The 17,786-nt window shown below is 68.2% G+C and carries 20 protein-coding genes and 1 tRNA gene; 7 read left to right on the top strand and 14 right to left on the bottom strand.

What is annotated here, in order from left to right; genetic code table 11:
- Window position 1 precedes the first annotated feature (1 nt).
- Genes ACXYX3_RS24550 through ACXYX3_RS24540 form a run of 3 tightly spaced genes read right to left on the bottom strand, consistent with a single transcriptional unit; the run spans window position 2 to window position 2,895 of the window.
- Complete coding sequence (locus ACXYX3_RS24550) at window positions 2-1,036, bottom strand: hypothetical protein (protein WP_458609369.1); 1,035 nt, start codon at window positions 1,034-1,036, stop codon at window positions 2-4.
- A complete protein-coding gene (locus ACXYX3_RS24545) occupies window positions 1,033-1,428 on the bottom strand; it encodes a GtrA family protein (protein ID WP_458612218.1) in 396 nt (131 codons plus the stop codon). The genes ACXYX3_RS24550 and ACXYX3_RS24545 overlap by 4 nt, the downstream gene beginning before the upstream one ends.
- Before the next feature lie 24 nt (window positions 1,429-1,452).
- Window positions 1,453-2,895 (bottom strand): HNH endonuclease signature motif containing protein, encoded by a 1,443-nt coding sequence (locus ACXYX3_RS24540; RefSeq protein WP_458609368.1) that lies wholly within the window; start codon window positions 2,893-2,895, stop codon window positions 1,453-1,455.
- A gap of 148 nt (window positions 2,896-3,043) precedes the next feature.
- Here ACXYX3_RS24540 and ACXYX3_RS24535 point away from each other — a divergent pair, with 148 nt between their 5' ends.
- Window positions 3,044-3,343 (top strand): hypothetical protein, encoded by a 300-nt coding sequence (locus tag ACXYX3_RS24535; protein WP_241204801.1) that lies wholly within the window; start codon window positions 3,044-3,046, stop codon window positions 3,341-3,343.
- 61 nt (window positions 3,344-3,404) lie between these two features.
- On the opposite strand, the gene ACXYX3_RS24530 is transcribed toward ACXYX3_RS24535, so the two are convergent.
- Window positions 3,405-3,878: a nitroreductase/quinone reductase family protein gene (locus ACXYX3_RS24530; protein WP_458609367.1), complete on the bottom strand. Its 474-nt coding sequence runs from the start codon at window positions 3,876-3,878 to the stop codon at window positions 3,405-3,407.
- A gap of 21 nt (window positions 3,879-3,899) precedes the next feature.
- Complete coding sequence (gene pdxR / locus ACXYX3_RS24525) at window positions 3,900-5,246, bottom strand: MocR-like pyridoxine biosynthesis transcription factor PdxR (protein WP_458612217.1); 1,347 nt, start codon at window positions 5,244-5,246, stop codon at window positions 3,900-3,902.
- A 103-nt stretch (window positions 5,247-5,349) separates the two neighbouring features.
- Between pdxR and ACXYX3_RS24520 the strand changes: the two genes are divergently transcribed.
- The gene (locus ACXYX3_RS24520) at window positions 5,350-5,808 is read left to right on the top strand and encodes a carboxymuconolactone decarboxylase family protein (RefSeq protein ID WP_458609366.1); all 459 of its coding nucleotides are present in this window, start codon (window positions 5,350-5,352) and stop codon (window positions 5,806-5,808) included.
- A gap of 62 nt (window positions 5,809-5,870) precedes the next feature.
- Complete coding sequence (locus ACXYX3_RS24515; protein ID WP_458609365.1) at window positions 5,871-6,305, top strand: pyridoxamine 5'-phosphate oxidase family protein; 435 nt, start codon at window positions 5,871-5,873, stop codon at window positions 6,303-6,305.
- A 3-nt stretch (window positions 6,306-6,308) separates the two neighbouring features.
- On the opposite strand, the gene wzm is transcribed toward ACXYX3_RS24515, so the two are convergent.
- The 5 genes from wzm to ACXYX3_RS24490 are packed head-to-tail and all read right to left on the bottom strand — an operon-like array spanning window position 6,309 to window position 11,344.
- Entirely contained in the window at window positions 6,309-7,139 is an 831-nt protein-coding gene (gene wzm / locus ACXYX3_RS24510; RefSeq protein WP_458609364.1) for a galactan export ABC transporter permease subunit Wzm/RfbD, read from the bottom strand.
- On the bottom strand, window positions 7,136-8,032 hold the full coding sequence (gene glfT1 / locus ACXYX3_RS24505) for a galactofuranosyltransferase GlfT1 (RefSeq protein ID WP_458609363.1): 897 nt from the start codon (window positions 8,030-8,032) through the stop codon (window positions 7,136-7,138). Before glfT1 ends, wzm begins: the two co-directional genes overlap by 4 nt.
- Window positions 8,025-8,837 (bottom strand): galactan export ABC transporter ATP-binding subunit Wzt/RfbE, encoded by an 813-nt coding sequence (wzt, locus tag ACXYX3_RS24500; RefSeq protein ID WP_221352087.1) that lies wholly within the window; start codon window positions 8,835-8,837, stop codon window positions 8,025-8,027. The genes glfT1 and wzt overlap by 8 nt, the downstream gene beginning before the upstream one ends.
- A gap of 7 nt (window positions 8,838-8,844) precedes the next feature.
- Entirely contained in the window at window positions 8,845-9,366 is a 522-nt protein-coding gene (locus tag ACXYX3_RS24495) for a bacterial proteasome activator family protein (RefSeq protein WP_241204795.1), read from the bottom strand.
- A gap of 28 nt (window positions 9,367-9,394) precedes the next feature.
- On the bottom strand, window positions 9,395-11,344 hold the full coding sequence (locus ACXYX3_RS24490) for a DUF6541 family protein (protein ID WP_458609362.1): 1,950 nt from the start codon (window positions 11,342-11,344) through the stop codon (window positions 9,395-9,397).
- Between the two features lie 132 nt (window positions 11,345-11,476).
- Here ACXYX3_RS24490 and ACXYX3_RS24485 point away from each other — a divergent pair, with 132 nt between their 5' ends.
- Complete coding sequence (locus ACXYX3_RS24485; protein ID WP_241204793.1) at window positions 11,477-12,673, top strand: cysteine desulfurase-like protein; 1,197 nt, start codon at window positions 11,477-11,479, stop codon at window positions 12,671-12,673.
- A gap of 6 nt (window positions 12,674-12,679) precedes the next feature.
- Here ACXYX3_RS24485 and ACXYX3_RS24480 read toward each other — a convergent pair whose 3' ends face one another.
- Window positions 12,680-13,657, bottom strand: coding sequence for an NAD(P)H-quinone oxidoreductase (locus ACXYX3_RS24480; RefSeq protein WP_458609361.1), 978 nt, complete (start codon window positions 13,655-13,657; stop codon window positions 12,680-12,682).
- 78 nt (window positions 13,658-13,735) lie between these two features.
- Here ACXYX3_RS24480 and ACXYX3_RS24475 point away from each other — a divergent pair, with 78 nt between their 5' ends.
- Window positions 13,736-14,248 carry a MarR family winged helix-turn-helix transcriptional regulator gene (locus tag ACXYX3_RS24475; protein ID WP_241204791.1) on the top strand — a complete coding sequence of 171 codons (513 nt, stop codon included), beginning with the start codon at window positions 13,736-13,738 and terminating at the stop codon, window positions 14,246-14,248.
- 10 nt (window positions 14,249-14,258) lie between these two features.
- A tRNA-Ser gene (locus ACXYX3_RS24470) sits at window positions 14,259-14,345 on the top strand.
- Window positions 14,346-14,350: 5 nt separating this feature from the next.
- On the opposite strand, the gene ACXYX3_RS24465 is transcribed toward ACXYX3_RS24470, so the two are convergent.
- Window positions 14,351-14,902: a cutinase family protein gene (locus ACXYX3_RS24465; RefSeq protein WP_458609360.1), complete on the bottom strand. Its 552-nt coding sequence runs from the start codon at window positions 14,900-14,902 to the stop codon at window positions 14,351-14,353.
- A gap of 277 nt (window positions 14,903-15,179) precedes the next feature.
- Here ACXYX3_RS24465 and ACXYX3_RS24460 point away from each other — a divergent pair, with 277 nt between their 5' ends.
- Window positions 15,180-16,466, top strand: a complete 1,287-nt coding sequence (locus ACXYX3_RS24460) for an MFS transporter (RefSeq protein ID WP_458609359.1) — start codon at window positions 15,180-15,182, stop codon at window positions 16,464-16,466.
- 4 nt (window positions 16,467-16,470) lie between these two features.
- Here ACXYX3_RS24460 and ACXYX3_RS24455 read toward each other — a convergent pair whose 3' ends face one another.
- Entirely contained in the window at window positions 16,471-17,295 is an 825-nt protein-coding gene (locus tag ACXYX3_RS24455) for a crotonase/enoyl-CoA hydratase family protein (RefSeq protein ID WP_458609358.1), read from the bottom strand.
- 31 nt (window positions 17,296-17,326) lie between these two features.
- Entirely contained in the window at window positions 17,327-17,776 is a 450-nt protein-coding gene (locus ACXYX3_RS24450; RefSeq protein WP_458609357.1) for a hypothetical protein, read from the bottom strand.
- Window positions 17,777-17,786: the final 10 nt, after the last annotated feature.

The raw sequence follows: 17,786 nt of genomic DNA, 5'->3' as shown, positions 1-17,786 counted from the left end.
GTCACAGAGGGTACCGCTTCGCAGCGGCCACTCGGTGCAGCGCGAGGGTGGCGCGGAGGTCGTCGAGCAGCGGGTCGACGAAGTCGGTGCGGTGCTTGGCATCGGTGGCCGCGCGGGCGCTGAGATACATGAACGTCATCGCGGACAGGATGAGTGCGATGTGGGCCAGCGCCTGGTCGATCGGGAGTGCGATGTCCAGCCACTGGCTGCGCGCCGGATTCCCGTCGGTCAGGTGGTCGAGCACCGTGTCGTTGAGCACCACGAGCCCCATCACGAAGAAGATCACGCCGGTCACGAGGGCGACGACCAGTGCCTGGATGCTCTGAGCAAGGGACACCACCGCGACGACCTTGACCCTTTCCGACCGGCGCAACGGTGGCTCGATGTCGGCGATCAGAGGGCGGCAGGCGTGGATGGACTCGGTGACCGTGAAGGTCAGCGCGATCGCGGCCATGCCGCCGGCCAGCAGCCAGATCCGGCTGGTCTCGAGGTTGGCGGCGATGTACCAGACGGTGTTGTTGAAGAACACCAGAAGGGTGAGCAGAACCACCGGAAGTGCCCTGGCGAACAGTTGGCCCGCCGAGCGCAGATGGGTGAACGTGGTGCGCAGCGCCCAGGCCAGGATCGCGCCGAACCCGCAGCCGGTCGCGCCCAGGATCACGAGGACCACCGCCACGTCGACGGCTTCGGTGCCGAAGGCCGTCCACCCACCGGCCTCATAGGTGTCCGACGCCAGACCGACCACGACCGAGCCCCACGCGATCACCGCGCGCGCCCGCGTGCTCGCGATGCGGCTCACGGCGAACGCGACGCCCGCCATCAGCGGGACGAGCGCGGCCAGCACCACGAGCACCGACCAATCGGCGATCGTCGGGGACGTGCTGATGTCGATGTCCTGGTCACCCGAGGCGACCAGAACGTAGAGCTCGGCGAGCATCAACGTGGCCCAGGCGGCCAGCGCCGGTGCCGACCGACGCACGACGGCATGCCAACCGTTGGTGACCAGCGCTGTTCGTGCCGCCGGGCCGACCGTCATCGCAGCCGGAAGATGACGGCGCGCTGCACGATGAAGTTGATCACGGTCGCAGTGCCCTGTGCGATGACGAAGGCGACCGGGACCTGCCAGGGCTGGTTCTGGAACTGCAGGTAGAACACGTAGTTGATGCCCACCTGAACCGCGTAGGTGACCGCATAGAGCACCACCACTGCGATGAACCGCGCGCGGCTGGGCGGCGCCTGGAAGGTCCACCGTCGATTGATCAGGTAGGCCGTCGTCGTCCCGGCGATGAAGCTCAGCGTCTTGGCGACGTTGACGTGCAGGCCCGCGGCGAGCAACGCCACGTACAGCCCGAAGTCCACGACGGCCGCCAGCCCACCGGTCACGACGAACCGCCAGATCTGCGTCGTCAGACTCAGCTGCGGTGACAGCGGGGGCTCGGCCACCCGGGCAGCTTAGAACGGGGGAGGTCCGTGGGGTTCGGCGCCGTGCTGTTGGTTGAGGCGACGCGCCGCGGTGACCGCGCGGGCTCGGTTCTGCGCGCGGGTGTGTCGGCGCCGCGGCATCATCGCACCGCGCGCCACGCAGGCTGTGGGTCTCGGCGGGTCGTCGTCCCACAGCGTGCCGGTCGGGCGGCACAGCGACGGGAAGAGATGCCGACTGCCCGGATACGTCGTGTACTCGTGGCCGGTCGGGCTGGTCCATATCACCGTGCCGTCGGGCAGCTGACGGTCGCGCCAGCCCTCGGGGCCGTCCCAGAACGTCTTTAGGAGATGATGAAAACGGCACAGCGCCTTGAGGTTCGACGCATGGGTGGGTCCGACGGGGTAGGGGACGGTGTGATCGATGTCGGCTTCGGTGGCGGGCACGTCGCAGCCGGGAAAGCGGCAGGTGACATCGCGGCAGCGGACGAACTCGGCGAGTGCGCGCGACGGCGTGTAGCGGCCTTCGGGCAGAGAGTCCCCCGGGTGCATGATCTGGCGTAGGCGCGCCCGGGTCAGGTTCAGCGCCTCCACCGGAGTGACGCCGGACCCGAAGAGGAGTGCGGGCTTGTTCGTGCGGGCGGGTGCCGGGGTGGCCGTGTCTTTCACGGTCTCGCTGTCGGCGATCACGAACACCGTCGTGTTCCGGCTCGGCGTCGGCCCGCTGGCGGCGTCACAATCCTCGAGACCGCACTGACACACCAGCGCGTCGAGCCCGGCACCGACCGCATTCAGCGCGTCGGCCCGGCGATTCTGGGGGCTGCGGGGGTCCGCCGCGCAGACGGTGTGCGCAATCGCCTCCAGGCGGTCCTGCAGCGCGGTCGCGTCGGCGGCCGGCAGCAGGGCCCAGACGCTCGTGAATCCCGGCGCGTCCGAGGGCGAGCCGAACTCGACCCGCCGTTCCGTCGCGGATTCCACCACCTGACGCACCGCGATCGGATCGTGCGCCAACACGGTCGCGTCGATGGCTTGCTCGAGCTTCTTCTCCGACAGCTGCCCCCAGCGGCCGACCCGGTCCGCGATCACCGCATCGACCTCGGCCATCACCGCCGGGTCGGTCACCAGTCCGGTGCGGTAGACGATCTTGCGGATCAGCAGATCGGTGATGAGCCCCTCGGCGAACAGCGCCGCCACCCGGGGCAGCCGATCTCTGAGCGCCACCGCGCGTTGGGTCTGGTGGAGTGCAAGCCCCTGCGTGACGCCCACGGCCACCGCCACCTCGGCGGCGACCGCTGCCTCGGGATCGAGCCACCAGCCGGAGCGATCCTCGGCGTCGACTCCCGTGCGCCGGGTGAACAACTCGGCCATCACCGCCATCTTGCGGGCCGCGGCGGCGTTCTCGTCGCGCGCCCATTGCCGGGCGGCGTCAATCAGATCTGCGGCACTCAACGCGCTCAGATCCGATTCTTCGAACATGTGTTCGAGTATACCGGGTGCGCCGACGAGTTTCAGTCATGTGTTTCTGCCACCGATGATCAAATTTCTGCCACCCGAAATGTTCTGGGGCGCGGGCGAGTTCCAGCTATCAGATCACCACGATCGAAAACCAGAAGAGGGCAAGACAATGAAGAAGTTCACCATCACCACAGCTGCCGCCGCCGCCCTGACTGCCGGAGCCCTGGGCTTGGCCGCCCCCGCATTCGCCGCCCCGACCGGAGGCGACGCCGAGCAGACCATCAGCGAGCTCGAGGCGCAGGGCAACCGGGTCGTCGTGACCCGCCAGTCCAGCGCACCGCTGGACGAGGCGTCGGTCGTCTCCGTGACCCGCGGGCCCATCCAGCGCGGCGCCGAGCCGTTCGGTACCTCCAACGGCGATTCGAACCGCTCGACCATCAACCAGACGATCTACGTCACGGTGAAGTAGTCCCCTCCGAGATCCCCCCTCGGAGAACGGCAAAGGGCGCCCCCACAAGGGGCGCCCTTTGTCATGGGATCCGCCGCAGTCGGACCAGCGGAATGGTTCGATCACCCGCTCGCACTTCGTAATCCGCGTAACCGGCGTAGAGGTCCACGGCCCTCTCCCATGCATCGGTGCGCTCGGCAGGGTCGGTGATCTCCGACGCGGTGTAGGTGCCGCTGCGCCGGCCGGCGAGGACTTCGACGCGGGGGTTGACCTTCAGATTGCGATACCACGACGGGTTGCCCGGCCGGCCATAGTTGGACGCGATCAGGATCATCGAATCACCGTCGACCACATACAGCAGCGGCAAGGTGCGGCGCTGGCCGGTCTTGGCGCCGATCGTCGTCAACAGCATCGCCGGAACCGGGAACACACTGCTGATGCGACCGCCGCTGAGGCGCAGTAGCGGCGGATCGATCCGTGGCGCCAGCCGGGTGACGTACCAGTAGCCCGGCTGCGTACGCGCGAAGCGTTCGAGAATTCGCTCGTACGCGTTCATGTGACGCCGCATGGTGCGACGCTACAACCGACTGGCGGCCAGCACCTCACACAACGCCGAGATCGCCGCGCCGAAGGCATGTTCGGGTGGCGCGGCGTACCCGACGACGATGCCGTCGCGCTGATCGACAGCCGCGTCGGGGTGGCGCAGGATCGACAGCCCGGTCAGCGCGATCCCGGCCTCGCCCGCCCGGCGCATCACCTCGGCCTCGGTGCCGTCGGGCAGCGTCACCAGCAGATTGAGTCCGGCAGCCAATCCGGCCGTGCCCACGTCGAACGGTGTCAGTGCGCCCACGAGTGCGTCCCTGCGCCGCCGGTACCGCCCGCGCATCCGTCGGATGTGGCGGTCGTAGTACCCCCGCGACACGAAGTCGGCCAGGGTGAGTTGATTGATCACGTCGACGGAGAACTGTTGGCCTCCAGCGGCGTCGACGACCAGGTCCATCAGCGTCTCGGGCAGGACGAGCCACCCCAGCCGCAATGCGGGTGACAGGCTCTTGCTGACCGATCCGAGGTAGACCACCCGTCCCGGGTCCAACGCCTGCAGCGCGCCGATGGGTTGGCGATCGAAGCGAAATTCCCCGTCGTAGTCGTCGTCGAGCACGAAAGCCGATGTCCGGCGGGCCCATTCGACCACCGCGGTACGTCGCGACGGGTGCAGCGGCATCCCCAGCGGATTGTGGTGCGCCGGTGTCAGAAGCACGCCGGCAGCGTCGAGCCCCTCCAGTTCCTCGACGACGGCGCCGTGGTCGTCGACGCCGATCGGCACCGTCGACCCGCCCGCTGCCGTGATCGCATCGCGAAACAAGTGCAGCCCATACGCTTCGACCGCAATCGGACCGCCCAGCGCCCGGGTCAGCAGCTCCACGCCGTGGCGGACGCCGGCGCAGATGACGATCGACTCCGGCGAAGTTCGAACATCGCGTGCGCGCGCCAGATAATCCGCCAAGGCAGAACGCAACTCGATACGTCCCCGCGGGTCTCCCAGGTGCAGTGCGGAGTTCGGCGCGGCGATCAGCGCGCGACGCGTCGACGCGATCCACTGGCTTCGGGGGAATTCCGACACATCCGGCGACCCGGGCATCAGGTTGTGGACCGGGGCGACCGATTGCCCGCGGGGCCGGGTGTGGGCAGACGGCTGGGCCGTGTTCAGCACCCAGGTGCCCGCCCCCTGGCGGGACCCGAACCACCCCTCGGCGACGAGTTCGGCGTAAGCGTCGGCGACGGTGTTGCGGGCCAGTCCGAGATCGGCGGCCAACGTGCGCGACGCCGGCAACATGGTGCCCGGCGTCAGCCGGCCGGATCGTGCCGCTTCGCGCAGCGCCGCGATCACCGTCTCCTTCGCGCCCCTCGTCCCGGGGACGAGCATCTGCCGCAGTTCCAGGTGCAGATCGCGCCCACCTGAATTGGCCCATGAAACCACGGGTCAATTGAACCATCGGCGCGGGCTTCTACCGCCTAGCGTCGATGTCATGACACAGACACTGACCGGTCCGAGATTTCCGATCTACAAGAGCTCTCCGGAGCTGTACGACGCGATGATGAAGCTCTCCACCGCGGCGGCCAAGGACGTCGAGCCCGAGCTGGGTGAGCTGATCAAGATCCGCGCCTCGCAGATGAACCGCTGCGCGTTCTGCCTCGACATGCACACCCGCGACGCACGCAAACTGGGTGTGAGCGACCAGAAGATCGACGTCCTCGCGGCGTGGACCGAAGCCGGCGACCTCTTCAGTGCGCGCGAACGGGCTGCCCTCGCGCTCACCGAATCCCTCACGGTGCTCGGCGATCACGGGGTGCCCGAGGACGTCTACGCCGTCGCCGCCGACACGTTCACCCAACGCGAGCTCGGCCAGGTGATCGCGATGGCCGTCACCATCAACGCCTGGAATCGGATCAACGCCGCCGTGCAGACCCCACCGCCGCACCGCTGAGTCGGCGAAGAAGTGCCGTTGGACCCTACGAGTCACCGGCGTCGCCGACGACCATGGTGGACATGGATGCGACAACCGCCCCGGTGACCGAGCTGTCCGAATCGCAGAGCTGGCAGCTGCTGTCCGGACTCACGCTCGGCAGATTGGTGACCACCGTCGGCGGCTGGACGGAGATCTTCCCCGTCAACTACGTCGTCCAGCACAAGACCCTGCTGTTCCGCACCGCCGAGGGCACGAAGCTGCTGACCGCGGTTCTCAACGAGAACGTCGTGTTCGAAGCGGACGACCACAACGTCGCCGAGGGGTGGAGCGTCGTGGTCCGCGGAACAGCCAAGCTACTCAGCGCATCCGCCGAGATCGCCGAGGCCGACAGCGCCGGCCTGTATCCATGGGTCGCGACCCGCAAGCTGCGCTACGTGCGGATCGCCCCGCACACGCTCACGGGTCGCCGGTTCGTCTTCGGACCGGAGCCGGATCGGAACGCCCTGGTCAGCTGAGCGTCACACCCAGTACGGCACCCGCGCCCGATACTGGCGCATCGCCAGTGCGGCGAACGTCCAGCCGAGCACGGTCAGCACCAGCACCACCAGCCAGTGCCGCAGTTCCTGATCCGCGCCGAGCAGCGGTGCGCGCACGATGTCGAGGTAGTGCAGCAGCGGGTTGAGTTCGACGATCTTGGCCCAGTGCCCGGCACCCTGGGCCTGCAGCGTGGCCTCGTTCCAGATGATCGGCGTCATGAAGAACAGCAGCTGCACCAGGCTGTTCAGCAGCGGGCTGATGTCGCGGTAGCGGGTCGCGAGGATGCCGAAACACAGGGACACCCAGACACAGTTCAACGCAATGAGACCGAGCGCCGGGATGACGGCGAGGTCGGTCCACGTCCACGGCTTCGGATAGATGATCGCGATGATCACGAAGATGATGATGTTGTGGGCGAACAGGATCATCTGCCGCCACACCAGCCGGTAGACGTGCACCGACAGCGGCGTCGGAAGCTGTTTGATCAGGCCCTCGTTGGCGATGAACACCTCGGCGCCCTCGAGGATCGAGGCGTTGATCAGGTTCCAGATGATCAACCCGAGCGTGACATAGGGAAGGTGTTCGGACAGTTCGAGTTTGAACAGCTTGGAGTAGAGCGCACCCATCGCGACGGCCGTCGTGCCCGTGGCGATGGTGATCCAGAACGGGCCTAGCACAGAACGTCGGTAGCGCTGCTTGATGTCCTGCCAACCCAGGTGCAACCACAGCTCGCGCTTGCCGAAGCCGCCGACCAGATCGGCCCATGCGCGGGTGAACGTCCTCGACTGCGCCGCGGCATCGGTGAACGTCATCGGCGTGTGAACCTCTCTCGTCGTCCCATCCGTCGCAACCGAATCCACTCGGCGAAGCCGCGGGGGTCGCGCGCCGACACCAGGAAGTACCAGCCGAAGCGCAGCCACTCCTGCGCGACGAGCTTGCGCATGCCCGGCTGGGCCTGCAGGTAGCCGCGGTTGCGGTAGGTGTAGAACCGCTTGATCTCGTTGTCGGGGTACTGGGTGTGCATCCGGCCGCCCAGGATGGGCTTGAATTCCTCTGTGCCGCACGGGTGGAGATAGACCGCGTCAAGGCAGGTGCCGAACGGCAGACCCGTGCGGATCAGGCGCCGGTGCACCTCGGTCTCGTCGCCGCGGATGAACAGCCGCAGATCCGGCACGCCCACCGCCTCGATCGTCGACGCGCGGAACAGTGCGCCGTTGAACAGCGAGGCGATGCCGGGCAACAGGTCTCCGCTGCCGTCGGTGCGCAATTCGCTGGCCAGCCGCCGCCACACCAGGCCGCGGCGCAGCGGGAACGCGAGCCGTTCGGGGTGGTCGAGGTTGCACACCATCGGCGACACCTCGGCGAGTCCGTGCCGCTCGGCGCACCGCAGCAAGGTCCCCAACACCTCACTGTCCTGCGGGCGGCCGTCGTCGTCGGCCAGCCACACCCAGTCCGCGCCGAGCGCCAGCGCATGCAGCATGCCGAGCGCGAAGCCGCCCGCGCCGCCGAGGTTGCGCTTCGAGCCCAGGTAGGTCGTCGAAATCGGTTGGCCGGCAACGATATCCCGCACCGTGTCATCGGCGTCGTTGTCGACGACGATCAGGTGGTCGGGGCGGCGGCTCTGCGACGCCACGACGTCGAGGGACTTCGCGAGCTCGTCGGGACGGCGATGGGTGACGACGACCGCGCATACGGTCTCACCCACGCGCGGTCTCCTCGAGGACCTCCCGCACATGCCGTGCGGCGTCCTCGCCCTCGTAGGCCCGCACCACGTCCTCGATGCCGCCCTCCATCTTCACGGTGCCGTGGTCGATCCACATCGCGGTGTTGCACAGGCGGGCCAGGAACTCGTTGGAATGGCTGGCGAAGACCAGGATTCCCGACCGTGCCACCAGATCGGCCAGTCGGGTCTGCGCCTTCTTCAGGAAGTCGGCGTCGACCGCGCCGATGCCCTCGTCGAGGAGCAGGATCTCCGGATCGATGCTCGTCACCACACCCATCGCCAATCGCACGCGCATACCGGTCGAGTACGTCCGCAGCGGCATCGACAGGTAGTCGCCGAGCTCGGTGAACTCGGCGATCTCGTCGACCTTGGACATCATCTGCTTGCGCGTCTGCCCGAGGAACAGGCCGCGGATGATGATGTTCTCGAAGCCGGAGATCTCGGGGTCCATGCCGACGCCCAGGTCGAAGACGGGGGCCACCCGGCCCTGCACCGTCGCCACGCCGCGAGTCGGCTCGTAGATGCCCGACAGCAGGCGCAGCAGCGTGGACTTACCCGCGCCGTTGTGTCCGACCAGGCCGACCCGGTCGCCCATCTTCAACGACATCGTGATGTCGCGGAGCGCCTCGATGACGACGACGTTGGATTCGTTGCGCCCGATCGCGCCGCCGGCCTTGCCGAGGAACGCCTTTTTCAGCGAGCGCGTCTTGGCGTCGAAGATCGGAAACTCCACCCACGCGTCGCGCGTCTCGATGAATGGTTCCGTCGAGCTGTGGGGACTGCTCACCGACGTCTCACAGGTACTGCCCGGTGCCGGGATGCCCGGGCCCGCCGCGTTGCCCCGGGATGCTCACGCCGGGCGGAAGCGCCCCCTGGCGCATCTGCTCGAGCTGCTGACGGGCGGCCATCTGCTGGGCGAACAGGGCGGTCTGGATGCCGTGGAACAGGCCCTCCAGCCAGCCCACCAGCTGCGCTTGGGCGATCCGCAGCTCCGAATCCGACGGCACCGCGTCCTCGGTGAACGGCAGCGTGAGCCGCTCGAGTTCGGCACGCAACTCCGGCGCGAGGCCGTCCTCCAGCTCGCTGATGCTGGTGCGGTGGATGTCGCGCAGCCGGCCGCGGCTGGCTTCGTCGAGCGGGGCGGCGCGCACCTCCTCGAGCAGCTGTTTGATCATGGTGCCGATCCGCATGACTTTGGCCGGTTGCTCGACGAGGTCGGTGAGCGATTTCCCGTCGGAGCTCTGCTCGGCGTCGGGCGTCCCGTCGCCGATGATCTCGATGTTGTCGTCGTTGTCCGATGTCATGCCCGAAGTCATGTTCCTAGAGTGCCCCAGCGTTGCGTCGTCATTCCGGTCGGGCTCCGCGCCACCGATAGATGCGCGTCTCGCCGTTGTCGTAGATCTTCTCCCAGGAGCGGGATTTGTCCAGCGACGCCAGCCCGTCGGGGATCACGAATCCCCGCACCACCGGCGTGCTCACGAGAAGGTAGCGGATGTTCAGCGCCGCGACCGCCTCGGCCACCCGGGGATCGGTGTCGGCGTCGTCGGCGTAGGCCCAGATGATGAATCGGTGATAGCCGGGTCCCTGCTGCACCGGGTAGTCGTAGTGGGTCCACAGCGGGTGCAGATCGGCGATGGCGTACATCCACGCGGTGCCGTCGGTGTTGGCGTTGGCGATCAGGGTGTCGCGCGCCCCCGGCAGCGTGGCCAGGTACGCGAACGCCTCGAGGTCCTTGCCGTCGATGATCACCGAGTCGTACTTGTCGCCGAACAGGAACTCGTGGCGGGGCAGGTAGTGCACGGCGGATGAGACGGCTGCCACCGCGAGCACGGCCGCGACCGCGGCGTGGCGGACGCGCGCCGGAATCGTCGGCACACGCTCGGTCAACCAGCAGGCGCCGGCCGTGGCCGCGATGCCGGCCAGCGCGCTCAGCAGCAGGGTGATCACCGCGGACAGCCGGCGCGGGTCGCTGTAGAAGAGGTCGCTGAACTGGCCGATGGCCGCCCCCAGGGGGCCACCGAACGGCGCCGAGGAGTGCACGATCGCCACGACCAGCAGCAGCCACACCGGCACGGGCCACCACACCCGCCGAACGATCAGCAGGATGCCGCCGGCGGCCGCCAGCACGACCAGCCACCATTGGATCGGGAAGTCGTTGAGGTGGCGGGTGTGCTGCACGACCGCGTCGAACAGTGCTCGCTTCCTGCCCTGATGGGTGACGAACGAATGCCCTTCGATGATCTCCGCCTGCTGCAGCACACCGAGGAACTGGGGCAGCAGCAGCGCCACCGACGGAGCGGCGACGGCGACGAGGGTGCCGAGATCGGCGAGACGGCTCCGTACGGGGTGGCGCAGCACCTCGACCGACCACCAGGCGGCGACCAGCAGGACCGTGACCACTCCGCCGGTGATGTGCACGGAGAAGACCCCGACGACGGCCAGCACGGCCATCGGGATGCGGTCGCGGTGGGCCAGCGTGGTGGTGACGAGTACGAACGCGCCGACGGCGATGCCGTAGGCCGCGAGATTGGCGATCGAGGCGGTGTCGAATTCGACATAGGGGACCGCGGTGAACGATGCGGCCAGCGCCGCCGAGGTGGCGGCCGCCCCGAAGGTGGGCCACGGCGCCGCCCACCGGTGCATGAGCTGCCACGTCAACACCGCCGCGCTGGCCGGAAACAGCCAGCAGGACACCGCGACGGAGACGACCGTGTAGGCCGTCGCGGGCGCCGCCCCGGTCACCTGGGCGAACACCGCGGCCAGCGCGTGGAAGGCGGACGGGTAATACAGCGCCTCGTGGGTTTCGATGTTGCGTAGTTCGCCCATGTGCGTCGGGGAGGCCTGGCCGGTGTCGAGGATGAACCGGATGGTGTTGGCGTGCCAGACGGCGTCCCAGGTGCTGGGAATCGACTGCCAGTTCTGCAGCCCGCGGGAGGCGGCCACCCAGATCAGGATCGCGCCGACGACGACGCCTGCCCCGGTCACCAGCGCCGCACCGCGCGGCGGGCGCGATCTCTGCGGCAGGTTCTGCAGGCCCGGCCGGACTCGTCGCGCCAGTAGCCGCAAACCAGCGATCGCAGCTGCCAACACCGCGAGAGCAACCAGCGCCGTGCCGGCGTTCCATGGCACTGCGAGGGCACCGAACGGCACGATTGCCATGGCCACGGCGCCGTAGGTCAGAGCCGGCCCGGCGGCCACCGCGGCGGTCCAACCCAGCCCGCCGCACCGGGCGATGATTGCCCCGGGGATCACCAGCAACGCCCACGCAACCAGCACGCCGTACCCGTTGCTCACTGGACTAGTATGGCTGCCCAGATGTCCCGTACCGGCCACGGCATGGGCAGCAGGAGCGAGGTCGGGCAATCGCTCACCGACCGCGATGCGGCGGTACGGCGAGGTTCCCTGGACGCACTAAGGTGGGCTGACATGGCATACGACGTCGCCCGGGTGCGTGGTCTGCACCCATCGTTGGGCGATGGCTGGGTGCACTTCGACGCGCAGCACGGCATGCTGCTGCCGGATACGGTCAGCCGTGCGGTGTCCACCGCGTTCCGCGGCTCGATGCCGACGGTGGGCAGTCCGCACCCGTCATCGCGGCGCAGCGCGGCGGTGCTCGCTGCAGCCCGCCAGGCGGTGGCCGATCTGGTCAACGCCGACCCTGCCGGGGTGGTCCTCGGCGCCGACCGCGCAGTGCTGCTGACGTCGCTTGCCGATGCGGCATCGGGCCGCGTCGGCCTCGGTTACGAGGTCGTGGTGTCCCGGCTCGACGACGAGGCGAACATCGCCCCGTGGTTGCGCGCGGCCAACCGCTACGGCGCCCAGGTCAAGTGGGCCGAGGTGGACATCGAGACCGGAGACCTGCCCACGTGGCAGTGGGAGGGCCTGGTGAACCGGGCCACCCGGCTGGTCGCATTGACCTCGGCGTCAACCACTTTGGGCACGGTCACCGAGCTGCGCGAGGTGACCAAGCTGGTGCACGACGTCGGCGGCCTCGCCGTCGTCGATCACTCGGCCGCCGCACCCTACCGCCTCATCGACATCGACGAGGTGGAGGCCGACGTGGTGGCGCTCAACGCACTGGCCTGGGGTGGTCCCCCGGTCGGCGCGCTCGTCTTCCGTGACCCGTCGCTCATCGACGCATTCGGGTCGGTCTCCTTGGACCCCGACGCAACCGGACCGGCTCGTCTGGAGTTGGGCTCGCACCAGTTCGGTTATCTCGCCGGCCTGGTGGCGAGCATCGAATACCTTGCCGGTCTTGAAGATTCGGCCCAGGGCAGCCGTCGTGAACGGCTCGCGGTGTCGATGAGGTCCGCCTCGGCCTACCTCGACGGGCTGTTCGACTATCTGCTGTCCTCGCTGCGGGTGCTGCCCACGGTGATCGTGATCGGCAGTCCGGAGGAGCGCATCCCGGTGCTCAGCTTCGCCGTCGAGAACGTGCCCGCCGAGCGGGTGGTGCAGCGGCTCGCCGACAACGGAATCCTCGCGATCGCGAACGCGAGTTCTCGCGTGCTCGACGTCATCGGGGTCAACGACGTGGGGGGCGCGGTGACGATCGGACTGGCCCACTACAGCACCGCGGCCGAGGTCGATCAGCTGGTGCGGGCGCTCGCTTCGCTCGGCTGACCTGCGCTAATCACTTACGCGCAGAATGACTTTCCCGGACACGTCGCCGGATTCGAGCAGCTCGTGGGCCGCCTGGGCCTGCGAGATCGGGAACTCGGCGCCGATCACCGGTCTGACCTGGCCGTCGGCGATCATGGGCCACACGTTGTCCCGCACCTGCGTGACGATCTCGGACTTCCCGGCAGGGCCGTCAACGGGTCGGGCACGGAGCGCGGTGGCGAACACGCCGCCGCGAATGGCCAGGAGCTTGCCGATGTTCAGGTCGCCCGTGGCGCCACCTTGCATGCCGATGATGACCACGCGACCGTCTTTGGCGAGGGCATCGATGTTGCGGTCCAGGTAGGCCGCCCCCATGATGTCGAGGATGACGTCGGCCCCGCCCGCGTCGCGGATCACCTCGACGAAATCCTGGGAGTGGTAGTCGATGGTGATCTCCGCGCCGAGTTCTGCGCACAGCTCGAGTTTGTTCGCCGATCCTGCGGTCACCGCGACCCGGCACCCCAGCGCGCCGGCTACCTGGATCGCGTGGGTGCCGATGCCGCTTGCGCCCCCGTGCACGAGGAGCAGTTGGCCGGGCCGGATGCCGGCGGTCATCACGATGTTCGACCAGACGGTGCACGCCACCTCGGGTAGTCCGGCGGCGTATGCCAGAGGTACCCCCTCGGGTGCGGGGAGCAGCTGACCCGCCGGAACGGCGACGTATTCGGCGTAACCGCCGCCTGCCAGCAAAGCGCAGACCTGTTGCCCCGGGGCCCACTCCGTCGTACCGAGGTCGGCACCCAAGCTCTCGATAACCCCGGACACCTCGAGCCCGATGATGTCGCTCGCGCCCGGTGGAGGTGGGTAGTGCCCGGCCGCTTGGAGCAGGTCGGCCCGATTCACCCCGGCGGCGGTGACCCGCAGCAACACTTCGCCGGGACCGGGTACCACATCGGGGACGGTGTGCCAGGTCAGTCGGCCGGAGTCCGCCACGATAGCCAGCATTGGGGCAACGCTACTACGCAGCGGAAACAGCAGTCCTTTTGCCCGATCGCAACAGGCCGCTGCCTCTAATATGTGCACATGGAGGGGACCATCGGGGGGCGTAGCGCGAGCGATACGCCGGGTTTGGACGTGTCAGAACAGCGTGCGTGGCAGAACTTCTTGGAAGCCGCGCTGCGGTTGTACGCGACGATGAACAGAGCGCTTGTGGACAAGCACAAGCTCACACTGAACGACGTGCGATTGCTCGACCTGCTCGCCGCGTCGCCGGCGGGTTCTGCCCGGATGGGCGATCTCGCGGAGTCGTTGATGTCGCTGCCGAGCCGTGTCACGCGGCAGATCAACCGGCTGGAGAAACAGAGCCTGGTGACGCGCGGCGCCAGCCCGGACGACGGTCGCGGGGTGCTGGCATCGATCACCTCGCAGGGCCGAGACGCGCTGTCGTCGGCGCAGCAGACGTACGGGGCGGCGGTGCGCGAGCACTTCGTCGAGCGGCTGTCGCGTCCGCAGGTGGCGGCGATGGGGGAGAACTGCCGCCGGATCAGCACCGCGTTGCAGTCGGGGGCGCCGTCGGCGAAGGTCGGCCGCGTCTAGACTGACCCGCGGTGGCGTGGCAGAGCGGCCTAATGCACTCGCCTTGAAAGCGAGAGACGGCTAACACCGTCCGGGGGTTCAAATCCCTCCGCCACCGCTTCGCTACACCCGGCCGGCGACGAACGCCGCGGCTTGGTCGACCATGCCGTTCTGCACGTAGGCGTAGTGCCCCGTATTGGTGGAGGGTCCCGCGTCGCAGTACTGGTCGCCGGTGGCGCACTGGTCGATGGTCCGACTGCCATAAACCGGGCTCTTGTCGGGGAGCGGGCCGCCGCCGTTCATCGTGCGCATCGGATTGCCGAACACCGCGAGCGCCGCGACGTGCGGCTCGTCCTCGGCGGGGATGGGCATCGGGGTGAACAGGCCCACACGCTGGCCGATCGCCACGACATCGACGACACCGGCGCCCTGTGAATAACCGCCCAGGACGATGCGGGTGTCGGGACAGGTGGTCGCCGTGGCGTGTACGCGGGCCAGCGCGTCGGTACCGCCTGCGCGCACCGAGGTGTAGAGGTTCCAGTCGGCGGGATAGTTCACTGCGTAGGTCGACACCGATTTGGCGCCCACCTTGCTGCGGACCGAGTCGATGAACGCGGTGCCGAGCCACCCTACGCCGGCAGGCTCGGTCGTCCCTCGGGCGAATATGACTTCCACATCGCTGCAACCCTGTGCGGATGCCGCTGGTACACCCATCCCGGTCGCTGTGCCCGCGCATATGGTTGCGACAGTGGACAAGACACTCCACACGGATCGTCTTTTCACGGTGCTTCTGTTGCACGAAGCAAAGTCATCGAAACATCCATAGCAATGCCAATTGCCATCGAGTGCCCAACCTGCGGAGGTGTCCGCCGATCGGAGGACATGACGATCCACCGACGCATTCCACCCAATAGCGGATGTGAATATCCGGCAAAGCCGTCAATATCGACCCATGACGACGGAAACGGCCTCTGCCGCCACCCAACCGCTCTGGCGGATCGCGCTGTCCAGCTACGTCGGTTCGGCGATCGAGTTCTACGACTTCTTCATCTACGGCACCGCCGCGGCGCTGGTGTTCCCGACGGTGTTCTTTCCCGAGTTGAGCCCGATCATGGCAACAACGGCCTCGCTGGGTGCGTTCGCGGCCGCGTTCCTGGCCCGTCCGGTGGGGGCGGCGGTGTTCGGACACTTCGGCGATCGCATCAGCCGCAAGCAGACTCTGGTCGTGACGCTGTTGCTGATGGGCGTCGCGACCGTCGGGGTGGGCCTCATTCCCAGCACAGCAACCATCGGAGTGGCGGCGCCGTTGTTGCTGCTCGGTCTGCGGCTGATCCAGGGCTTCGCGGTCGGCGGCGAGTGGGCCGGTGCGGTGCTGCTCAGCGCCGAGAACTCACCGCAGAACCGACGCGGCTTCTACGGCATGTTCACCCAGCTCGGCCTGGGCACCGCCCTGGTGCTGGCCAACCTCGTGTTCTGGGTGGTGCAGGCCATCTTCGGGGAGGATCCGGGCTCGGCGTTCTTCGGTTGGGCATGGCGAATCCCGTTCCTGCTCAGCGGGATTCTGATCCTGGTGGCGCTCTACATCCGCATGCACGTCAAGGATTCCCCGGTGCGCGACGAGGACACCGGTCACCAGGGTGCGCCCTTGGTTGCGCTGTTCCGCCGCCAAGGCCGGCAGGTGCTGCTGGCCGCCGGTGTCGCCGTGTGCGCTCCCATGCTGGTGTTCCAGGCGGGTACCTTCTTCGTCCACTACGCCGCCGACCGGCTCGACTTCTCCTACGACCTGGTGTTGATGACCGGGGTGATCGGCGGGCTGTGCGCGGTGGGCTTCGCCGCGGTGTCAGCGATCCTCAGCGACACCTACGGCCGGCGCCGCGTCGTGTCCTGGGGATTCGCGCTGACGGCGCCGTGGGCGTTCGCGGTGTTCCCGCTGATCGAGACCGGCGACAAGATGATGTTCGGCGTGACGATCGTGGTGACGTACTGCCTGATCGGGTGGTGTATGGGACCGCTGGCCGCGTTGCTTCCCGAGATCTTCGCCCCCGCGTACCGCTACACCGGCGCGGCGCTGTCGCACACGCTGGGCGCCATCGTGGGCGGCGCGCTGCCGCCGGTCGTGTCGCCGATGCTGCTCGCGACCTACGGCGGCTGGGCGGTGTCGGTGATGATGGGCGGTCTGGGTCTGGTCAGCCTCGCGTGTGTGCTGGCGCTGCCGGAGACGGCCGGACGCCGGCTCTAGACGATCACTCGCCGGTGAAGTCGGGCGGACGCTTCTCGAACATCGCGGTCACGCCTTCGGTGAGATCCTTCGACGCCATGAACGCCGAGTTCCACGCCGCGACGTAGCGCAGGCTGGCCGATACCGCGGCGGTGCGCTGCTCGTCGAGCACGTCCTTGATGCCGGCGACCACCAGGGGCGGGTTCGCAGCGATCTCCGCCGCGGTGGCCCGCGCCGCGGCCAGAGATGACTCGGCGTCGGGGTACACGTCGTTGACCAGACCGATCTTCTCGGCGCGTGCAGCGTCGATGTCCTTGCCCGTCAACGCCAACTCCCGAAGGTGTCCGTCGGACAGGATCAGCGGCAGCCGGGCCAGCGAACCCACGTCGGCGACGATCGCGAGTTTGACCTCCCGCACCGAGAACTTCGCGTCGGCGCTGGCATACCGGATGTCGACGGCCGAGATCAGGTCGACGCCACCGCCGATGCACCAGCCGTGCACCGAGGCGATCACCGGGGTGCGGCAGTCGGCCACTGCGGTGATCGACTGTTGCATGGTCTTCAGGCGGGCGTGGAACTCGGCGCGGGGCTTGGCCAGGGCGCCCTGCTCCATCATCGGGGCCAGTGTGCCGCCCATCGCGGCCAGGTCGAGGCCGTAGCTGAAGTTCTTGCCGGAGCCGGTCAGCACGATCGCGCGCACGTCGGGGTCGGCATCCAATTCTGCGAACACCTGCGGGAGTTCGGCCCAGAACGCCGGTCCCATCGCGTTGCCCTTGCCCGGGCCGATCAACGTGACCTGCGCGACGCGCTCGGCGATCTCGACCGTCACTGACTCATAGCTGCTGCCCATGGATCATGAGGCTAGCCGCCGCCGTGAGCCGTCAGCCCATCAGGACGTCGGCGACCTTGGCGCTGGGAAAGAACTGACAGGCCGCGTCGGCGAGCAGTTGGCCCACCGTCTCGCCGTTGACCCCGAGCGGATTGTTGCCCTGGGCGAGAATCGCCTTGACCACCGCGAGCCGAGTCGCCTCGTCGAGCTGGTTGTACTCCTGACACCCCATGCTCGTCGCGTTCGGCGGGGGAGGCACTTCCGGAACGTCGGTGTTGCGCGTCGGCAGCGGCAAATTGGGGATCGTGATCTCGGGCAGGCCGGGTAGCCCGGGAATGCTCGGCAGCCGGCTCGGCGCGCTCGGTTCCGTCGTCAGCGGCGGTCCCGGCTCGGTTGTCTGGGCGACCGCACCTTCAGTGCTGCGCTGGCACGCCGTCGTCGCGCCGAGCGCGATCGCCAAGCCGACCACGGCGGCCGTCGTCACCCGTGCACGCGTCCTCATCTCCGCCACG

The organism is Mycobacterium sp. Panama NTM2 (assembly GCF_054355555.1).
This window is presented reverse-complemented; position numbering and strand designations above follow the sequence as displayed.